General features: G+C 57.2%; 12 protein-coding genes and 1 tRNA gene. All 13 read right to left on the bottom strand.

Annotated elements, in window-relative coordinates; all coding sequences use genetic code 11:
• Positions 1-5: 5 nt before the first annotated feature.
• Positions 6-2279, bottom strand: coding sequence for an ATP-binding protein (locus tag CHU94_RS00445; protein ID WP_094475626.1), 2274 nt, complete (start codon positions 2277-2279; stop codon positions 6-8).
• Positions 2276-2857 carry a DUF4390 domain-containing protein gene (locus CHU94_RS00440; protein ID WP_094475624.1) on the bottom strand — a complete coding sequence of 194 codons (582 nt, stop codon included), beginning with the start codon at positions 2855-2857 and terminating at the stop codon, positions 2276-2278. Before CHU94_RS00440 ends, CHU94_RS00445 begins: the two co-directional genes overlap by 4 nt.
• A 7-nt stretch (positions 2858-2864) precedes the next feature.
• Entirely contained in the window at positions 2865-4190 is a 1326-nt protein-coding gene (gene rsmB / locus CHU94_RS00435) for a 16S rRNA (cytosine(967)-C(5))-methyltransferase RsmB (protein ID WP_094475622.1), read from the bottom strand.
• A 3-nt stretch (positions 4191-4193) separates the two neighbouring features.
• Positions 4194-4724 (bottom strand): hypothetical protein, encoded by a 531-nt coding sequence (locus CHU94_RS00430; protein ID WP_176451883.1) that lies wholly within the window; start codon positions 4722-4724, stop codon positions 4194-4196.
• A gap of 83 nt (positions 4725-4807) precedes the next feature.
• Entirely contained in the window at positions 4808-9034 is a 4227-nt protein-coding gene (rpoC, locus tag CHU94_RS00425; protein ID WP_094475618.1) for a DNA-directed RNA polymerase subunit beta', read from the bottom strand.
• Positions 9035-9053: 19 nt separating this feature from the next.
• The gene (gene rpoB, locus CHU94_RS00420; RefSeq protein WP_094475616.1) at positions 9054-13166 is read right to left on the bottom strand and encodes a DNA-directed RNA polymerase subunit beta; all 4113 of its coding nucleotides are present in this window, start codon (positions 13164-13166) and stop codon (positions 9054-9056) included.
• Positions 13167-13440: 274 nt separating this feature from the next.
• On the bottom strand, positions 13441-13818 hold the full coding sequence (rplL, locus tag CHU94_RS00415; RefSeq protein ID WP_094475614.1) for a 50S ribosomal protein L7/L12: 378 nt from the start codon (positions 13816-13818) through the stop codon (positions 13441-13443).
• A 42-nt stretch (positions 13819-13860) separates the two neighbouring features.
• A complete protein-coding gene (rplJ, locus tag CHU94_RS00410) occupies positions 13861-14388 on the bottom strand; it encodes a 50S ribosomal protein L10 (protein ID WP_094475612.1) in 528 nt (175 codons plus the stop codon).
• 230 nt (positions 14389-14618) lie between these two features.
• Positions 14619-15314 (bottom strand): 50S ribosomal protein L1, encoded by a 696-nt coding sequence (gene rplA, locus CHU94_RS00405; protein ID WP_094475610.1) that lies wholly within the window; start codon positions 15312-15314, stop codon positions 14619-14621.
• Positions 15315-15746 carry a 50S ribosomal protein L11 gene (rplK, locus tag CHU94_RS00400; RefSeq protein ID WP_057674553.1) on the bottom strand — a complete coding sequence of 144 codons (432 nt, stop codon included), beginning with the start codon at positions 15744-15746 and terminating at the stop codon, positions 15315-15317.
• Between the two features lie 155 nt (positions 15747-15901).
• Entirely contained in the window at positions 15902-16492 is a 591-nt protein-coding gene (gene nusG, locus CHU94_RS00395; protein ID WP_094475608.1) for a transcription termination/antitermination protein NusG, read from the bottom strand.
• Positions 16492-16875: a preprotein translocase subunit SecE gene (gene secE / locus CHU94_RS00390; protein WP_094475606.1), complete on the bottom strand. Its 384-nt coding sequence runs from the start codon at positions 16873-16875 to the stop codon at positions 16492-16494. The genes nusG and secE overlap by 1 nt, the downstream gene beginning before the upstream one ends.
• A 98-nt stretch (positions 16876-16973) precedes the next feature.
• Positions 16974-17049: transfer RNA gene (locus CHU94_RS00385), tRNA-Trp, on the bottom strand.
• Positions 17050-17098: the final 49 nt, after the last annotated feature.

Genomic DNA, 17098 nt, shown 5'->3' with positions numbered 1-17098 from the left:
CGCGCTCAACCTTGTGCGCTGTGGTCTATCGCCAATGATAACGACACTTGCGCGCCAGTTACCTTGCCTTCCGTGGTGCGGTTCGTGATGTCCACACGCGTGCCGTGTTCGTCAGCGATCTTTTTTACCACCGCCAGACCTAAGCCTGTTCCCTTGGTTTTGGTGGTGACGTAGGGTTCGAAGGCCCGCTTGAGGATGTGATCAGGAAATCCTGTACCTTCGTCCTGTATCGACAGGCGTACACGCTCTGCAGCCGCCAGGTTTTGGGTGCGCACGGTGACACGTCCAGGCATTGGCAGGGCGGCTGACTCTGTCGCATCTTGGGCGTTCTGCACCAGGTTGTGAATCACCTGCCGCAACTGTTGCGCATCACCGCGGATTGGGGGGCATGTTTCGTCCAATTCGGCCAACAAAACCACTTTGCTGGCATCCGATTCATACAGCTGCAGTACGTCGCGTACCAGTGCATTCAAATCCACGGGCTTGAGCTCGGCGGATGGTAGCCGCGCATAGTCCCGGAACTCATTGACCAGGCGCTTCATGGCATCCACCTGGTCTACGATGGTTTTCACCGATTTGGTGAGGATTGCCAGCTCTGTCCCCTCGAGCTTACCGGCCAACTTCATTTCCATACGTTCAGCAGAGAGCTGAATGGGCGTTAAGGGATTCTTGATTTCGTGCGCCAAACGGCGCGCTACCTCGCCCCAAGCTTGGGCGCGCTGGGCCGACACGATTTCAGAAATGTCATCAAACACCAACAATCGTTGGGCACTGGGCAACTCTGCACCACGCGCCACGAGGGTAACTGCACGCTCGAACGGACTTTGCACCGCAGTGTCCCCACCCAACTCAAACGATTGCTGCCAGTGGTCCAGTCCGTGCTCGACACGATTGCCCAGATACTGGGCAAACTGGTTTTGCACGGCCTCACCGAACACTTGCAGCCCTGGCACTTCGGCCATGCGTTGCCCTTCGTAGGCTGCCAATGGCCGCTGCAAGATGCGGGTGGCGCCTGGATTGGACGAAACGATGCCACCATCCGGCGCCAGTACAACGACCCCCGAGGTCAGGTTGTCCAATATTGTCTGCAAATTTGCACGGGCTGCATCCACCTGCGACATACTGGCTTCGACCGAGAGGCGAGCGTCCGCCAATTGTTGGGTCATCGAAGCAAAGGCGCGTGTCAGCCCGCCCAACTCGTCACGCCCTTGCATAGCAAGCTTCGGTGTCAAGTCCCCCGCCGCGACCTGGCTGACGCCTTCGGTCAGCAGCAACAACGGTTTGGCGATTTGGTTCCCCAGCACAACCGCGAGTAACACAGCGCCAAACACGGCAAGGAAGAGGCTGAGCGTGAGCGTGCCGATGTACATGCGTTTGAGTCCTTCACGGGCCAAAGCTCGTTCTTGGTACTCACGGTTGGCCGCCTCCACCGCCATGGCATTCGCCACCAAGCCCGCTGGCAGCGTGCGCGACACCAACATGTAGCGGGTCTCTGCGGACAAACCCAACACGGAACTCGACACGGGCACAAGGGCCTTGATTTGCGCATTGGCAAGAGCCCCGGGTACCGCGTCCTCCAGACCCTCGACCCAGGCCAACGAACGCTCTTGCCGTGCGGTCCGAAACTGGCTGGAGCTGGGTTTATCTGGGCTGAGCTGAAACCGCGACAGTCCTACGCTGGAAATCAATGTCCCAGAACCGGACCAGATGGTGATGTCTGTAGCGCCCAATTGGTCTAGTAAGCGTTCCGCAACCTCACCCGTCGCGGAGTCACTGGTCTCTACGAGTTGGCTCGCTGCAGTACGCGACTTGGTCGCTAGGTCGCTGGACAAGGTCTCCAGGGTAACTCGCCCCAGACTCAGGCCAGCTTCCAAGGCCCCTTCGACCTTCACATCGAACCAGGTCTCAATCGACCGGGATACGAACTGGTAGGACACCACATATATCAACAGCCCCGGCATGACCCCGACCAGCGCGAAAATGGTTGCCAGTTTGACCAATAAACGACTGCCAAACCGGCCTTGCCGCAGCCGCGCAATCAGGCGATAACCGACCCAGGCAATAGCGACGCCCAGCAGGGTAGCCACCACCATATTCACAACAAATAATCGTGCGTAGTTCTGTTCGTAAAGCTCCCGGTTATTGGTTGCTTGAGTCAGCAGATACAGCAACAGCAGGCCGATCAGCACCATGGCGGCAGCGCCCACCGCTACGGCGCGCCGCACAGCGCGCGAGGTCTGGTGGCCAGAATTGGCCACCAGGGTTTGCGCTGCCTTCATTTGGCCGCCTCTGGCGCAAGTAGCTCCGAGCGCCCTACGGAAATATCCCATTCCGATTGGCCAATTGCACCAATCTGGAATGGTCGTGGCAATTGCCCCAGATCCAGACGAAAACGGAACTCGAAGCGGTAGCGCACGGTGGGATCCAGCTCATTTGCGCCCGCAACACGCCAACGCGAAACGCGTTTGATCGTAGCCAAGGCCTGCTGCAGCGTGTCAAAACTCTGGTTCAAAACAAGACCTTGCCCCGTGGAACTCACGGGCCCAGAACTGATATTGAGCCGCCAGCGTCGGGTTAGTGGCTGGAAAGCCAAGCGAAAATGGCGCGCGGATGAGGCTACAGACTTGTCGTACCAATACCAGCGCTCGCGCAACAACTCGGTTTCGGCCACAAACACCATGGGAATGCCTTTGAGTAAAGCCTCCTCCACCGCTACTGACGGCTCAAATTGCAGTTGGGCTGAGAGGCTCAGCTCCTCGGCGCCACGCTCCAGCTCAAAAGAAACGATTTCAGCTGCGCCTTGGGCTCTGCCCAGCAGGCAGAAACCCAGAAAGCAAATGGCCGCGAGCCAGCGCATGGCCCCCTCAGGCCGCACGCTTCTCAAAAAGTGCATAGAAAAAACCGTCGTGGTCACCCAGTGGATTGTCAGCGACTCGCCCCGAGTCAGGGCTGCTGTTCGGCAACAAATGCCCCGGGGATGGCAGCAAAACTGCATCAGTGTTGTGCCCAAGAAACGCCTGAACCTGCGCATCCCCTTCGGCCCGAAAAATGGAACAGGTACAAAACAACAGGCGCCCGCCTTGCAAGAGCAAGGGCCACAATGTGTTTAGAAGATGCCTTTGTGTGGCCGCCAATTGCGCAACATCACTCTCCCTACGCAGCCAACGGATATCAGGATGTCGCCGTACGATACCGGAGGCCGTGCAGGGGGCATCCAGCAGAATCAGATTAAAAAGACGTCCGTCCCACCAGCTTGGTACAGCACTCGCATCCGCAACAATAACTTGCGTCTGCAGGCCAAGGCGCTGGACATTGCTGCTGATACGCTCTGCGCGACGCGGGTCCACCTCCAAAGCCAGCACTTCAGCCTCGGTACACTCGAGCAAATGTCCGGTTTTACCGCCGGGGGCCGCACAGGCATCGAGAATGCGGCATGGCTCTTGCCCCCGGTAGCCGTTCAGCAGCAAAGGCGCCGCTACTTGGGCGGCAGCATCCTGCACAGACACCCAGCCATCGCCAAAACCAGGCAATGCCTGCACTGGAGCAGGGCTCTGAAGTTCGATCGCATTGGCCGACACTTGCCGTCCATCCATGCCAGCCGCCCTTAACAGAGAAAGGTAGGCTTGGGGCTGTATGCGCCGTTGGTTTACGCGCAATGTCATGGGCGCGTGCCGATTGGCGGCCGCCAGGATTTCCGCCCATTGCTGCGGGTGGTCTTTCTGCAAACGGTTGATCCACCAGCGCGGATGGTTCCAGTGCGCGACAGGGTCTGCGTCTGTGGCAGCCAGCAATGCATCACGCTCTCGCAAAAATCGCCGCAAACAAGCATTGACGAAATTGGCCTGCGCCTTGGTTTCAGGTTGCCGCTTCGCAGCCTCTACGGCTTGGTTGACGAGCGTAAACGCATCATAAGCACTGTCCTCGGCATTCCAAGCCAGCGCCAACACCGAACACAGCAGTGCGTCGACCATGGGCGGCGGCGGCTTGCGAACCAATTGGGTACGCAGTGCCTGAGCCCGCCCCCAATGCCGCCAGACATGAAAGCAAAGGGCCTGAACACCGCTGCGCAAGTTGGCATCGACCAATTCCAGTGCGGCAGTTCCTGACGTACCGGACATGACGGCCACATTTGCCCGCGCTACTTGCTGAAGCTGCCGCCACAAGGGAGGGGCTTTCATAGGGTTGTTCATGAATCAGAATGACCCGGCGGCGTGAAACCCCATCAAGGGCGCCGCCCAGCGGGCCGGGTATTGGTGAATTGCCTCGTTGTACCGTGCAATGATCTGGTTGAAGCCGCCACTGGCACTTTGTACCTTGAGGTTGGCAGCCGCCCACGCCTCTTGCATCTCAGGGGGCATGACAGGCCCCGCCAAATCCGTTGGTCCTTCAGTAGCCGCCAGCCACGCTGCCTGCATGTCAGCCCATGCCTTGGATACAGCCGCCACTGCGTTAGGCTGCAAAGGTGCGAGACGTGGCTGCGCCAACGTTAGTTCCAAACGAAGTGCTGCAGCATGTACGTCTGCCCATTGTGCGGCCACCTGAACCTGCCCCTGATCGTCGGGCCTACCTACAAATTGCTTGACCAAGCCGACGCAGGTGCCTGCCTGTTTTTCCACCACACTGAGAACTTCGAGCCCACGCGCACGCAGACGCATCAAACGGTTATACAGCCCCACGCCCCAAAACAGTAGCAGGGCCAAAACCAGCCACAATAACAGCGACATATCCATCGCGACGCCCTCATGAAAAATGCCCCAAGCTGCACGACACATGCTTGGGGCATCAGAACTAACGCAACATCAGCGGATTACTCGGCCGCAGTTCCTTCGTTGGTTTCCAGTTCACCGCTGGTGTCTGCACTGCCAGCCAATTCAGCCGCCTCGGCTTCAGCAATGGCACGACGCTCCGCATCATCCATGGTCTCACGCACTTTGCGAGCTTCGTGGTAGGCCAGGCCCGTACCAGCGGGGATCAAGCGACCTACGATGACGTTTTCCTTCAGGCCACGCAGCTCATCGCGCTTGCCCATGATGGCAGCCTCGGTCAGCACGCGAGTGGTTTCCTGGAAGGACGCAGCGGAAATGAAGCTGTCCGTGGACAAGGAAGCCTTGGTGATACCCAGCAGCAGGTTGGTGTAGGTCGCTGGGATCTTGCCTTCTGCACGCAGGGCGTCATTGGTGTTGAGCATCTCGGAACGCTCCACCTGCTCGCCATTGATGTAGCCGGAATCACCTGCAGCCTCGACCACCACACGGCGCAGCATCTGACGAACAATCACTTCGATGTGCTTGTCGTTGATCTTCACGCCTTGCAAGCGGTACACGTCCTGCACTTCGTCCACGATATAACGTGCAAGCTCTTCGGAACCCAGCAGGCGGAGAATGTCTTGAGGGTCGGCCGGGCCGTCCACCACGGACTCACCCTTGTTAACCACCTGGCCTTCGTGCACCAAGATGTTCTTTTCCTTGGGCACGAGTTCTTCCCAGACCTTGCCTTCTGGGTCCGTAATCTGCAAACGGACCTTGCCCTTGGTTTCCTTACCGAAGGACACGGTACCGGTTACCTCAGCCAAGACACCCTTGTCCTTGGGCGAACGGGCTTCGAACAGTTCGGCCACACGGGGCAGACCACCCGTAATGTCGCGGGTCTTCTGGCCTTCGATCGGAATACGGGCCAGCACTTCGCCGGGGCCCACGTCCTGGCCGTCACGCACCTGCACCAGAGCGCCCACCGGGAAGCCGATGGTTACCGAGTGATCGGTACCAGGGATCTTCACTTCGTGGCCAGAGGCGTCGATCAGCTTGACCTGGGGACGCACGACCTTGGCAGCGCCGCGACGCTTGGGATCGATCACCACCAAAGTGGACAGACCAGTCACTTCATCCACTTGCTTGGCAACGGTCAGACCTTCTTCGACGTTTTCAAAGTGAGCCTTACCTGCAAACTCGGTAATGATGGGGCGGGTCAGCGGATCCCAGTTCGCCAAGATGGCTCCAGCCTTGATGGTCTGGTCCGCCTTGACGGTCAAGACGGCGCCGTAAGGCACCTTGTGGCGTTCACGTTCGCGACCGTGCTCGTCGTGGATGATGATTTCGCCGGAACGGGCAATTACTACCAACTCGGACTTGCTATTGGTCACATAGCGCATCGTGGCGTTGAAACCGATCACACCATTGGACTTGGCTTCCACGCTGGAGGCGATGGCGGCACGAGAAGCCGCACCACCAATGTGGAAGGTCCGCATGGTCAGCTGGGTACCGGGTTCACCGATGGACTGCGCAGCAATCACGCCGACGGCTTCACCGCCGTTGATCAGACCACCACGTCCCAAGTCGCGGCCATAGCACTTGGCGCAAATACCAAAGCGGGTTTCGCAGGTCAGTGCCGTACGGACCTTGACCTCATCCACGCCAGCGGCCTCCAGCTCTTCGATCAGGTCTTCGTCAAGCATGTCGCCGGCCTTGGCCAGCACGGCGCGGTTTTCTGGGTGCAGAACATCATCAGCCGTGGTGCGGCCCAACACGCGGTCCCGCAAGGACTCAATCACTTCACCGCCCTCGACGATGGCGCGCATCAGGTAACCATTGTGGGTGCCGCAATCCTGTTCGGTCACGACCAAGTCCTGCGTCACATCGACAAGGCGACGTGTCAGGTAACCCGAGTTGGCTGTCTTCAAGGCCGTGTCAGCCAGACCTTTACGAGCACCGTGGGTGGAGATGAAGTACTCCAATACGTTCAGACCTTCACGGAAGTTCGCAGTAATTGGCGTCTCAATGATCGAGCCATCGGGCTTGGCCATCAGACCCCGCATACCAGCCACCTGGCGAATCTGCGCGGCAGAACCACGGGCACCGGAGTCGGCCATCATGTAGATGGAGTTGAAGGACTCTTGCTGAACCTGCTTGCCATGGCGGTCGGTGACCGTTTCCTTGGACAACTTGGCCATCATCACCTTGGACACTTCGTCACCCGACTTGCCCCAAATGTCAACCACCTTGTTGTAGCGCTCGCCAGAGGTCACCAGACCGGAGACGTACTGCTGCTCGATCTCTTTGACTTCCTTTTGGGCACGGCCAATGATGTCGTGCTTCTCCTGCGGTACCAGCATGTCGTCGATACAGATAGAGATACCGGCCTTGGTCGCCAGACGGAAACCGCTTTGTAGCAGCTTATCGGCAAACACTACGGTCTCTTTCAATCCGCACTTGCGGAAAGACACATTGATGAGTTTGGAAATTTCCTTCTTCTTCAATGCCTTGTTGATGTTGGAGAAAGGCAGGCCCTTCGGCAGAATTTCGGACAACAGCGCACGGCCGGCTGTGGTTTCCCATAGCTTGGTCGAAGGCTCGAATTCTCCTGTTTCCTTGTTCTTGGTCCACTCGGTCAAACGCACATTGATGCGGGCGTTAAGCTCGACTTGGCCGGCATCGAAGGCACGCTGCACTTCACCAGTGTCGGCGAAGATCAGGCCTTCGCCCTTGCCATTGATACGATCACGGGTGGTGTAGTACAGACCCAGCACCACGTCCTGCGACGGCACGATGGACGGTTCGCCGTTGGCAGGGAACAGCACGTTGTTGGAGGCCAGCATCAGCGTGCGAGCTTCCATCTGTGCTTCTACCGACAGAGGGACGTGGACAGCCATCTGGTCACCGTCAAAGTCAGCGTTGAAAGCCGCGCAAACGAGCGGGTGCAGCTGAATAGCCTTGCCTTCGATCAGGATGGGCTCAAAGGCCTGGATACCCAAACGGTGCAGCGTAGGCGCACGGTTCAGCATCACAGGGTGCTCTTTAATGACCTCTTCCAGAATGTCCCACACCACGGGCGTGCCGGACTCGACTTCTTTCTTGGCCGCCTTGATGGTGGTCGCAATACCCATCGCTTCCAAGCGCGCGAAGATAAAGGGCTTGAACAGCTCCAAGGCCATCAGTTTCGGCAAACCGCACTGGTGCAGCTTCAGCGTTGGGCCTACGGTGATTACGGAACGACCAGAGTAGTCCACACGCTTGCCCAGCAAGTTCTGGCGAAAACGACCGCTCTTGCCCTTAATCATGTCGGCCAGCGACTTGAGCGCGCGCTTGTTGGCGCCCGTCATGGCCTTACCGCGGCGGCCATTGTCCAGCAGACTGTCCACGGCTTCTTGCAGCATGCGCTTTTCGTTGCGCGCAATGATTTCCGGCGCCTTCAGTTCCAGCAAACGACGCAGACGGCTGTTACGGTTGATGACGCGCCGATACAGGTCGTTCAGGTCGGATGTCGCAAAACGGCCACCGTCCAGCGGCACAAGCGGACGCAGGTCCGGCGGCAACACGGGCAGTACATCGAGCACCATCCACTCGGGCTTGATGCCAGATTTCTTGAAGGCTTCCAGCACTTTCAGGCGCTTGGCATTCTTCTTGATCTTCAGCTCGGAACCGGTCAGGTCGTTGCGCAACTTCTCGATGGAGCCTTCGATGTCAATAGACTCCAACAAATCCTTGATACCTTCGGCACCCATCTTGGCGGTGAACTCGTCGCCAAACTCCTTGAACTTGGCGTCGTAATCGTCCTCGGACATGATGCTGTACTTCTTCAGCGGGGTCATGCCGGGGTCGGTGACCACGTATGCCTCGAAGTACAACACGCGCTCGATATCACGCAGCGTCATGTCCAGCACCAGGCCCAAACGGCTGGGCAGGGACTTCAGGAACCAAATGTGGGCGCAGGGAGCGGCCAGGTCAATGTGACCCATGCGCTCACGGCGAACCTTGGTCTGTGTGACTTCAACGCCGCACTTCTCGCAGATTACGCCACGGTGCTTCAGGCGCTTGTACTTGCCGCACAAGCATTCGTAGTCCTTGATAGGTCCGAAAATCTTGGCGCAGAACAGGCCGTCACGCTCGGGCTTGAAGGTGCGGTAGTTGATGGTCTCGGGCTTCTTCACCTCGCCAAAAGACCAGGAACGGATCTTTTCGGGCGAAGCCATGCCGATCTTGATGGCATCGAAATGCTCATCGGGAGTGAACTGCTTGAACAGGTCGAGTAAAGATTTCATGTGACTCTTTCCCTTTCAATTAAGAACGTTCGAGTTCGATGTCGATGCCCAAGGAACGAATTTCCTTGACCAACACATTGAACGATTCCGGCATACCGGCTTCGATGGAGTGCTCGCCCTTGACGATGTTTTCGTACACCTTGGTACGGCCTTGCACGTCATCGGATTTGACTGTCAGCATTTCCTGCAGCACATAAGACGCACCATAGGCTTCCAGCGCCCACACTTCCATTTCACCGAAACGCTGGCCACCAAACTGGGCCTTGCCGCCCAACGGTTGTTGGGTCACCAGGCTGTACGGACCGGTTGAACGGGCGTGCATCTTGTCGTCGACCAAGTGGTGCAGTTTCAGGTAGTGCATATAACCCACAGTAGTGGTGCGTTCAAACGCATCACCGCTGCGTCCGTCATACAACTGCGCCTGTGTCCGCGTAGCGGTTAGGCCCTTGGCTTTGGCCACATCGTCCGGATACGCCAGCTGCAGCATGTCGCCGATTTCCTTTTCCGTGGCGCCATCAAACACAGGAGAGGCAAATGGCACACCACTGGTGAGCTCTTTGGCCATTTCCTTAACTTCAGCATCCGACAACTGGGCCAAGTCTTCCTTGCGACCAGCACTGTTGTACACCTGCTCCAGGAAGCCACGGATTTCTGTTGCAGCGGCTTCGCGCTGCAACATGTCACCAATGCGTTGGCCCAGCCCCTTGCCGGCCCAACCCAAGTGCACTTCCAGCACCTGACCGATGTTCATACGCGAAGGCACGCCCAGCGGGTTCAGCACGATGTCCACCGGGGTACCGTCGGCAAGGTAAGGCATGTCTTCCACGGGCGTAATCTTGGAGACCACACCCTTGTTGCCGTGGCGGCCGGCCATCTTGTCACCAGGTTGCAAGCGGCGCTTGACGGCGATGTAAACCTTCACCATCTTCAACACGCCAGCGGGCAGCTCGTCGCCTTGCGTCAGTTTCTTGCGCTTTTCTTCAAAAGCCAAGTCGAAGCTGTGACGTTGCTGCTCAATCGAGTTTTTAATCGACTCGAGCTGGCTTGCTACTTCTTCGTCCGCAGGGCGGATGTCGAACCAGTGGAACTTCTCGACGGATGCAAGGTAGGCCTTGTCCAGCTTGGTGCCTTTGGCCAGTTTTTGAGGGCCGCCGTTAGCTACCTTGCCGGTCAACAGCTTCTCGATACGGTCAAACGCGTCGGCTTCCACAATACGCAGTTGGTCATTCAAGTCCAGACGGAAACGCTTGAGTTCGTCGTCGATGATTTGCTGTGCGCGACGGTCACGCGTGATGCCTTCACGGGTGAATACTTGCACGTCGATCACGGTACCGGAGCTACCTTGGTCCACGCGCAGGGACGTGTCCTTCACGTCGCTGGCCTTCTCGCCGAAGATGGCGCGCAACAGCTTTTCTTCCGGTGTCAGCGTGGTCTCGCCCTTGGGCGTGACCTTGCCCACCAACGTGTCGCCAGGCAAAACCTCGGCACCCACGTAGATGATGCCGGACTCGTCCAAACGGTTCAGTTGCTGTTCGCTCAGGTTGGGGATGTCGCGGGTGATTTCTTCGGCGCCCAACTTGGTATCACGCGCCATCACCACGAGTTCTTCGATGTGAATGGAAGTGTATCGGTCTTCGGCCACCACACGCTCGCTGATCAAAATCGAGTCTTCGAAGTTGTAACCGTTCCAAGGCATGAAGGCCACCAACATGTTCTGGCCAATGGCGATTTCGCCCAGGTCAGTTGACGCGCCGTCGGCGATCACATCGCCCTTGGAGAGCTTGTCACCCTTCTTGACGATGGGACGCTGGTGGATGTTGGTGTTCTGGTTGGAGCGTTGATACTTGATCAGGTTGTAGATGTCGACGCCCACTTCGCCGGCTTGTGCTTCGGCGTCGTTCACGCGAATCACCACACGGGTGGCATCCACATAGTCCACGATGCCGCCACGGGTAGCGGTCACCACGGTGCCTGAGTCGACCGCAGCAACGCGCTCGATACCGGTACCCACCATGGGCTTCTCTGGACGCAACACGGGCACAGCTTGGCGGGACATGTTGGCACCCATCAAGGCGCGGTTCGCATCATCGTGCTCCAAGAAGGGAACCAGCGAAGCCGCCACCGACACGATTTGTGCCGGCGACACATCCATGTATTGCACGCGGTCCGCGCTCACCAGGATCGATTCACCCTTTTCACGGGCAGACACCAGATCACCGATCAACACGCCATCTTTGTTCAGAGCGGCGTTGGCCTGGGCGATCACATACTTGCCTTCTTCGATGGCAGACAGGTAATCGATGTCGTTGGTCACCTTGCTGTCGACTACGCGGCGGTACGGTGTCTCGATGAATCCGTATTCGTTCAGGCGGGCGTACAGGGCCAAAGAGTTGATCAGTCCGATGTTCGGACCTTCAGGCGTTTCGATCGGGCAGACGCGGCCGTAGTGGGTCACGTGCACGTCACGCACTTCAAAGCCAGCGCGCTCACGGGTCAAACCGCCCGGGCCCAAGGCCGATACGCGGCGCTTGTGGGTGATTTCGGCCAGCGGATTGGTCTGGTCCATGAATTGGGACAGCTGCGAAGCACCGAAGAATTCCTTCAAGGCAGCCGAGATTGGCTTGCTGTTGATCAAATCGTGCGGCATCAGGGGCTCTTGCTCAGCCTGGCCCAGACGCTCCTTCACAGCTTTTTCGATACGTGCCAAGCCTGTACGGTACTGATTTTCTGCCAGTTCGCCCACGCAACGCACACGGCGGTTGCCCAAGTGGTCGATATCGTCAACGTCGCCACGGCCATTGCGCAAGTCCACCAAGATCTTGACGACAGCCAAGATGTCCTCGTTGGTCAGCACCATGGGGCCGGTCGATTCCGAACGGCCCATCTTGGCGTTGAACTTCATGCGGCCGACGCGCGACAGGTCGTAGGTGTCGGGGTTGTAGAACAGACGCTGGAATAGCGCTTGCACAGCGTCTTCTGTGGGGGGCTCGCCGGGGCGCATCATGCGGTAGATGGCCACACGCGCAGCAAATTCGTCCACGGTTTCGTCCGTGCGCAAGGTTTGCGAAATGTAGGCGCCTTGGTCCAACTCGTTGGTGTAGATACAAGCCAGGTCCTGGATGCCAGCGGTGCGCAGCTTCTTCAGCAGCGCTTCAGTAAGCTCTTCGTTGGCCTTGGCCACGATTTCACCGGTATCGCCGTCCACCACATTGCGGGCCACCACGCGGCCGATCAAGAAGTCTTCAGGCACGCTGATGTGCGAAGTGCCCGATTGCTCCAACTCGCGGGTGTGACGCGCCGTGACGCGCTTGTCCTTGGCCACCACAACTTTGCCAGACTTGTCGGTGATGTCGAAACGGGCCACTTCGCCACGCAGACGCTCAGCCACAAACTCCATCTGCGCACCACTGTCCATCAGACGGAAGTTGTCGTTGACGAAGAAGTTGGCCAAGATGGATTCGTTGTTCAGGCCAATGGCCTTGAGCAGAATTGTGACGGGCATCTTGCGACGACGGTCCACACGGAAGTACAGCAGGTCCTTGGGGTCGAATTCGAAATCGAGCCAGGAACCACGGTAGGGAATGATGCGCGCGGAGAACAGCAGTTTGCCCGAGCTGTGGGTCTTTCCCTTGTCGTGTTCGAAGAACACGCCGGGCGAACGGTGCAACTGGGACACGATCACGCGTTCCGTCCCGTTGATGATGAAGGAGCCTTTGCCCGTCATCAGGGGCACCTCGCCCATGTAGACCTCTTGTTCCTTGACTTCCTTGACTACCTTGTTCTGGCCAGTGGATGACTCACGGTCATAAATGATCAGTTGCACCTTGGCGCGCACGGCAGACGCGAAGGTCAATCCGCGGGTCTGGCATTCACGGACATCAAACGCAGGCTTTGCAAGGTTGTACTCAAGGTACTTCATTTCCACAAAACCGTTGTGGGAAACGATTGGGAAGGCGGCTTCGAAAGCAGCTTGCAAGCCTTCCGCAGTGCGTTTTTTGGGGGCTACGTCAGCCTGCAGGAACGCGGTATACGCGTCTTTTTGCATCTGCAGCAGGTAGGGAATCTCGAGCACGCTATCGCGACTACCGAAGTTTTTGCGAATCCGCTTGCGTTCTGTGTATGTGTAAGCCATTAGATCTCCGGGCAAAGGCTGAGGAATCCTGGGGGTCCTAGGCGACTGTCGCGTTGAGCACCACTCTCAACAGGCTTGGCGATTGGCCACTACCAATCACTGGCGGACGGTTGTGCCTTGCACACAACCCGTACCAAGGCATCTTCTGCAGTCGAATCAGAAGACACTACAAAGCAGTCCGAGACTGCTTTGTAGTGCACACTAATTTCAGTGTTCACAAGCAGCAAAGGCTGGAGGCCCTGTTCGGAACCTCCAGCCCAGGCAATAAAGTCGATTACTTGAGTTCGACCTTGGCGCCAGCTTCTTCCAGCTTCTTCTTGGCGGCTTCGGCGTCAGCCTTAGAAGCGCCTTCTTTAACAGCCTTGGGAGCACCGTCAACCAAATCCTTGGCTTCTTTCAGGCCCAGACCGGTAATTTCGCGCACAGCCTTGATCACGGACACCTTGTTGGCGCCAGCGTCAGCCAGAACGACGTTGAATTCGGTCTTCTCTTCAGCAGCAGCACCGCCAGCAGCAGCACCGCCAGCAGCGGGAGCTGCCATAGCAGCAGCGCTCACACCAAACTTCTCTTCGATGGCTTTCACCAGGTCGTTGAGTTCCATGACCGTCATGCTGTCCAGCGCGGTCAAAAATGCGTCTTTATCGAATGCCATTTTGATTTCCTAACAATATTGGTTACTACAGACAGGCCGCGCTTACGCTGCGGCTGCCTCTGCGGGCGCAGCTTCTGCTGCACCTGCGCCACGCTGTTCCGCCAAAGCTGCCAGCACACGTGCTGTGCGAGAGATGGGGGACTGCATCAAGCCCAACAATTGCGCCAACAGCACTTCCTTGGAAGGGATGCTTGCCAATTGCTTCACGCCGTTCACGTCCAGGGCCTTCCCGCCGTACGCACCAGCTCGGATCACCAACTTGTCGTTGGTTTTCGCGAACTCGGCCACCACCTTGGCGGCGGCTACTGCGTCTTCGGAAAAGCCGTAGATCAGGGGACCGGTCATCTGGTCGGAGACAACTTCAAAGCTGCTACCAGCAACAGCACGACGGGCCAGGGTGTTTTTCAACACACTCAGGCTCACGCCAGCGCTGCGCGCGGTGTTGCGCAGTTTGGTCATGTCAGCGACCGTGATGCCGCGGTATTCCGCGATCACGAGCGTTTGAGCTTTAGCGGCGAGGCCGGTCACATCACTGATGACCGCTTCTTTCTCACTGCGATTCAGACTCAAGGTCTACTCCTTTAAATGCACTTTGCAACTTGCGTTGCTCATGCTCCACATTGCAGCGACCAACTGTTAACAGAACTCACATTCCATCTGCAGCGGGATCGCCATCTGCGTTGGCTTCAGTATTAAGTACAGTTGCCTGTACACCAACGGTCTTGGATGGCCTGCCTGAACCTTGTGGCTTGGGCAGCCCACCACATCAGACGCTCCTTGCGGAGCATCCAAATTTGCGATTACGCCGAGATGGTTTGCAGGTCCACGCGGACGCCCACACCCATGGTCGACGAAACTGCGACTTTGCGCAAATACAGACCCTTGCTGGAAGCTGGCTTGGCTTTGTTCAATGCGTCCACCAGCGCCGCCAAGTTGCCTTGCAGTTGGGCGGCGTCAAAGGAACGGCGACCAATAGTGCTGTGCACGATACCAGCCTTGTCCACACGGAATTGCACTTGACCGGCCTTGGCATTCTTCACGGCTGTAGCCACATCAGGAGTTACGGTGCCAACCTTGGGGTTAGGCATCAATCCACGTGGTCCCAGGATCTGACCCAGGGTACCCACGATACGCATGGCATCAGGGGCAGCAATCACGATGTCGAAAGGCATGTCACCAGCCTTAACCATAGCGGCCAAGTCGTCCATACCCACTACGTCTGCGCCAGCAGCCTTGGCTTCTTCAGCCTTGGCACCTTGGGCGAACACAGCCACGCGCTTGGTCTTGCCAGTGCCATTAGGCAGCACTACGGCGCCACGCACCACTTGGTCAGACTTTTTGGCATCGATGCCGAGCTGCACGGCCACGTCGATGGACTCATCGAACTTGGCGTTGGCGAATTCTTTCACCAGACCTAGTGCATCTGTCAGGGCGTACAGCTTGTTGCTGTCGATCTTGCCAACTTGGGCTTTTTGCTTTTTAGTGAGCTTGGACATTTACACGCCCTCCACATTCACGCCCATGGAGCGGGCAGAACCAGCGATGGTACGAACGGCTGCATCCAGATCGGCGGCAGTCATGTCTTTCATCTTGGTCTTTGCAATTTCTTCGAGCTGGGCACGTGTGATCTTGCCAACCTTGTCCTTCAGAGGATTTGAAGAGCCTTTGTCGAGCTTGATAGCTTTCTTGATCAGCACAGTGGCTGGGGGCGTCTTGATGACAAACGTGAAGCTCTTGTCCGCGAATGCTGTGATCACCACAGGCAAAGGCAAACCTGGCTCAACACCTTGGGTCTGCGCATTGAATGCCTTGCAGAATTCCATAATGTTCAGGCCACGTTGACCCAAAGCGGGGCCAATGGGGGGGGATGGATTGGCTTTACCAGCTGGCACTTGCAGCTTGATGAAACCAACGATTTTCTTCGCCATGATTTCTCCTTACGGGTAATAACGCCCTGGCACTGAACAATTCAGACCGAGGCTCCCCGGGGTTAACGACTCTAGAAACTCATTCGCGCCGAGTCGGAAAACGCAAATGCAGCGCCGGCCATGACTGGCCAGCAAACCTTAGGTTTTAGTGAAGCTCACGTTTTCTCAATCTGAGAAAACTCCAATTCCACAGGAGTAGAGCGGCCAAAAATAGTGACCGACACACGCACCTTGCTCTTTTCGTAGTTGACGTCTTCCACCGAACCATTGAAGTCGGTGAAGGGGCCTTCCTTGACGCGTACAAACTCACCCACCACAAACTCGATCTTGTGACGCGGCTTGTCGGTGCCTTCTTGCATCTGGTTGACGATCTTCATCACCTCAGCTTCGGAGATGGGTGCAGGGCGATTCTTGGCCCCCCCGACAAAACCGGTTACCTTATTGGTGTGTTTGACCAAATGCCATGTATCGTCATCCATGACCATTTCCACCAACACATAGCCAGGGAAAAACTTCCGCTCTGTGGTTTTTTTCTGGCCATTTTTGACCTCAACCACTTCCTCCATCGGCACTAGGATGCGACCAAATTTGCCCTGCATGCCGGCACGGTTGATGCGCTCGATGATGTTGCGCTCAACTGCCTTTTCCATTCCAGAATAGGCATGCACCACATACCAACGCAAATCCGGGTTCGCAGGCGCGGACACAGGCTGCTCTGCAGCGGAAATCACCACATCATCAGTCATTATTTTTTCCACCCCAGAATCAGGTCATAAAAAAGCCACTCAAGCGTCTTGTCCGTCAACCACAGAAACAAGGCCATGATGAGCACAAAACCGAAGACATACGCAGTGATCTGAATCGCCTCTTTGCGAGCAGGCCACACGACTTTACGAACTTCGCGCCAAGCATCCTTGCCAAAAGCAATGAGTTGGCGACCCGATTCCGACGCAAAAAAGATCCCGGCAGCCAAGCCAAGCCCCAGCAACAAGGCAGCCCACTGCACCAGCGCGCCTTGCTTGCCCAGCAAATAAAAGGCTGTCAGTGCGCCAAGCACCAACAGCACAGCAACCGCCAGCTTGGCTTTGTCTGCGCCTGTGTTGACAGTTTGAACTTGTGTCGTGGCCATAGTCTTTATTCGCGTCTCACTTGTACTAAATTTTCAGCATCCTCAAGACACTGAAGCCCGCTACACCGTAGCGGGCTTGGTTGCCACCTATTCCCAGGTGGCAGGGGCAGTAGGAATCGAACCTACAACCTTCGGTTTTGGAGACCGACGCTCTGCCAATTGAGCTATACCCCTAGAGTCCTTTACGCGATGATTTTTGCAACCACGCCAGCGCCCACGGTAC

Origin of the sequence: Rhodoferax sp. TH121 (genome assembly GCF_002251855.1) — a bacterium.
Taxonomy (GTDB): Bacteria; Pseudomonadota; Gammaproteobacteria; order Burkholderiales; family Burkholderiaceae_C; genus Allorhodoferax.
Note: the sequence above shows the minus strand (reverse complement) of the source record. Positions and strands in the feature narration are given on the sequence as shown.

Bases quoted from the DNA above. Each gene is read 5' to 3' on its own strand.
- rplK (WP_057674553.1), bottom strand. From the start codon at position 15,746: ATGGCGAAGAAAATCGTTGGTTTCATCAAGCTGCAAGTGCCAGCTGGT.
- CHU94_RS00440 (WP_094475624.1), bottom strand. From the start codon at position 2,857: ATGCGCTGGCTCGCGGCCATTTGCTTTCTGGGTTTCTGCCTGCTGGGC.
- nusG (WP_094475608.1), bottom strand. From the start codon at position 16,492: ATGACTGATGATGTGGTGATTTCCGCTGCAGAGCAGCCTGTGTCCGCG.
- CHU94_RS00445 (WP_094475626.1), bottom strand. From the start codon at position 2,279: ATGAAGGCAGCGCAAACCCTGGTGGCCAATTCTGGCCACCAGACCTCG.
- rplL (WP_094475614.1), bottom strand. From the start codon at position 13,818: ATGGCATTCGATAAAGACGCATTTTTGACCGCGCTGGACAGCATGACG.
- CHU94_RS00430 (WP_176451883.1), bottom strand. From the start codon at position 4,724: ATGTCGCTGTTATTGTGGCTGGTTTTGGCCCTGCTACTGTTTTGGGGC.
- rpoC (WP_094475618.1), bottom strand. From the start codon at position 9,034: ATGAAATCTTTACTCGACCTGTTCAAGCAGTTCACTCCCGATGAGCAT.
- rpoB (WP_094475616.1), bottom strand. From the start codon at position 13,166: ATGGCTTACACATACACAGAACGCAAGCGGATTCGCAAAAACTTCGGT.
- rsmB (WP_094475622.1), bottom strand. From the start codon at position 4,190: ATGAACAACCCTATGAAAGCCCCTCCCTTGTGGCGGCAGCTTCAGCAA.
- rplA (WP_094475610.1), bottom strand. From the start codon at position 15,314: ATGTCCAAGCTCACTAAAAAGCAAAAAGCCCAAGTTGGCAAGATCGAC.
- secE (WP_094475606.1), bottom strand. From the start codon at position 16,875: ATGGCCACGACACAAGTTCAAACTGTCAACACAGGCGCAGACAAAGCC.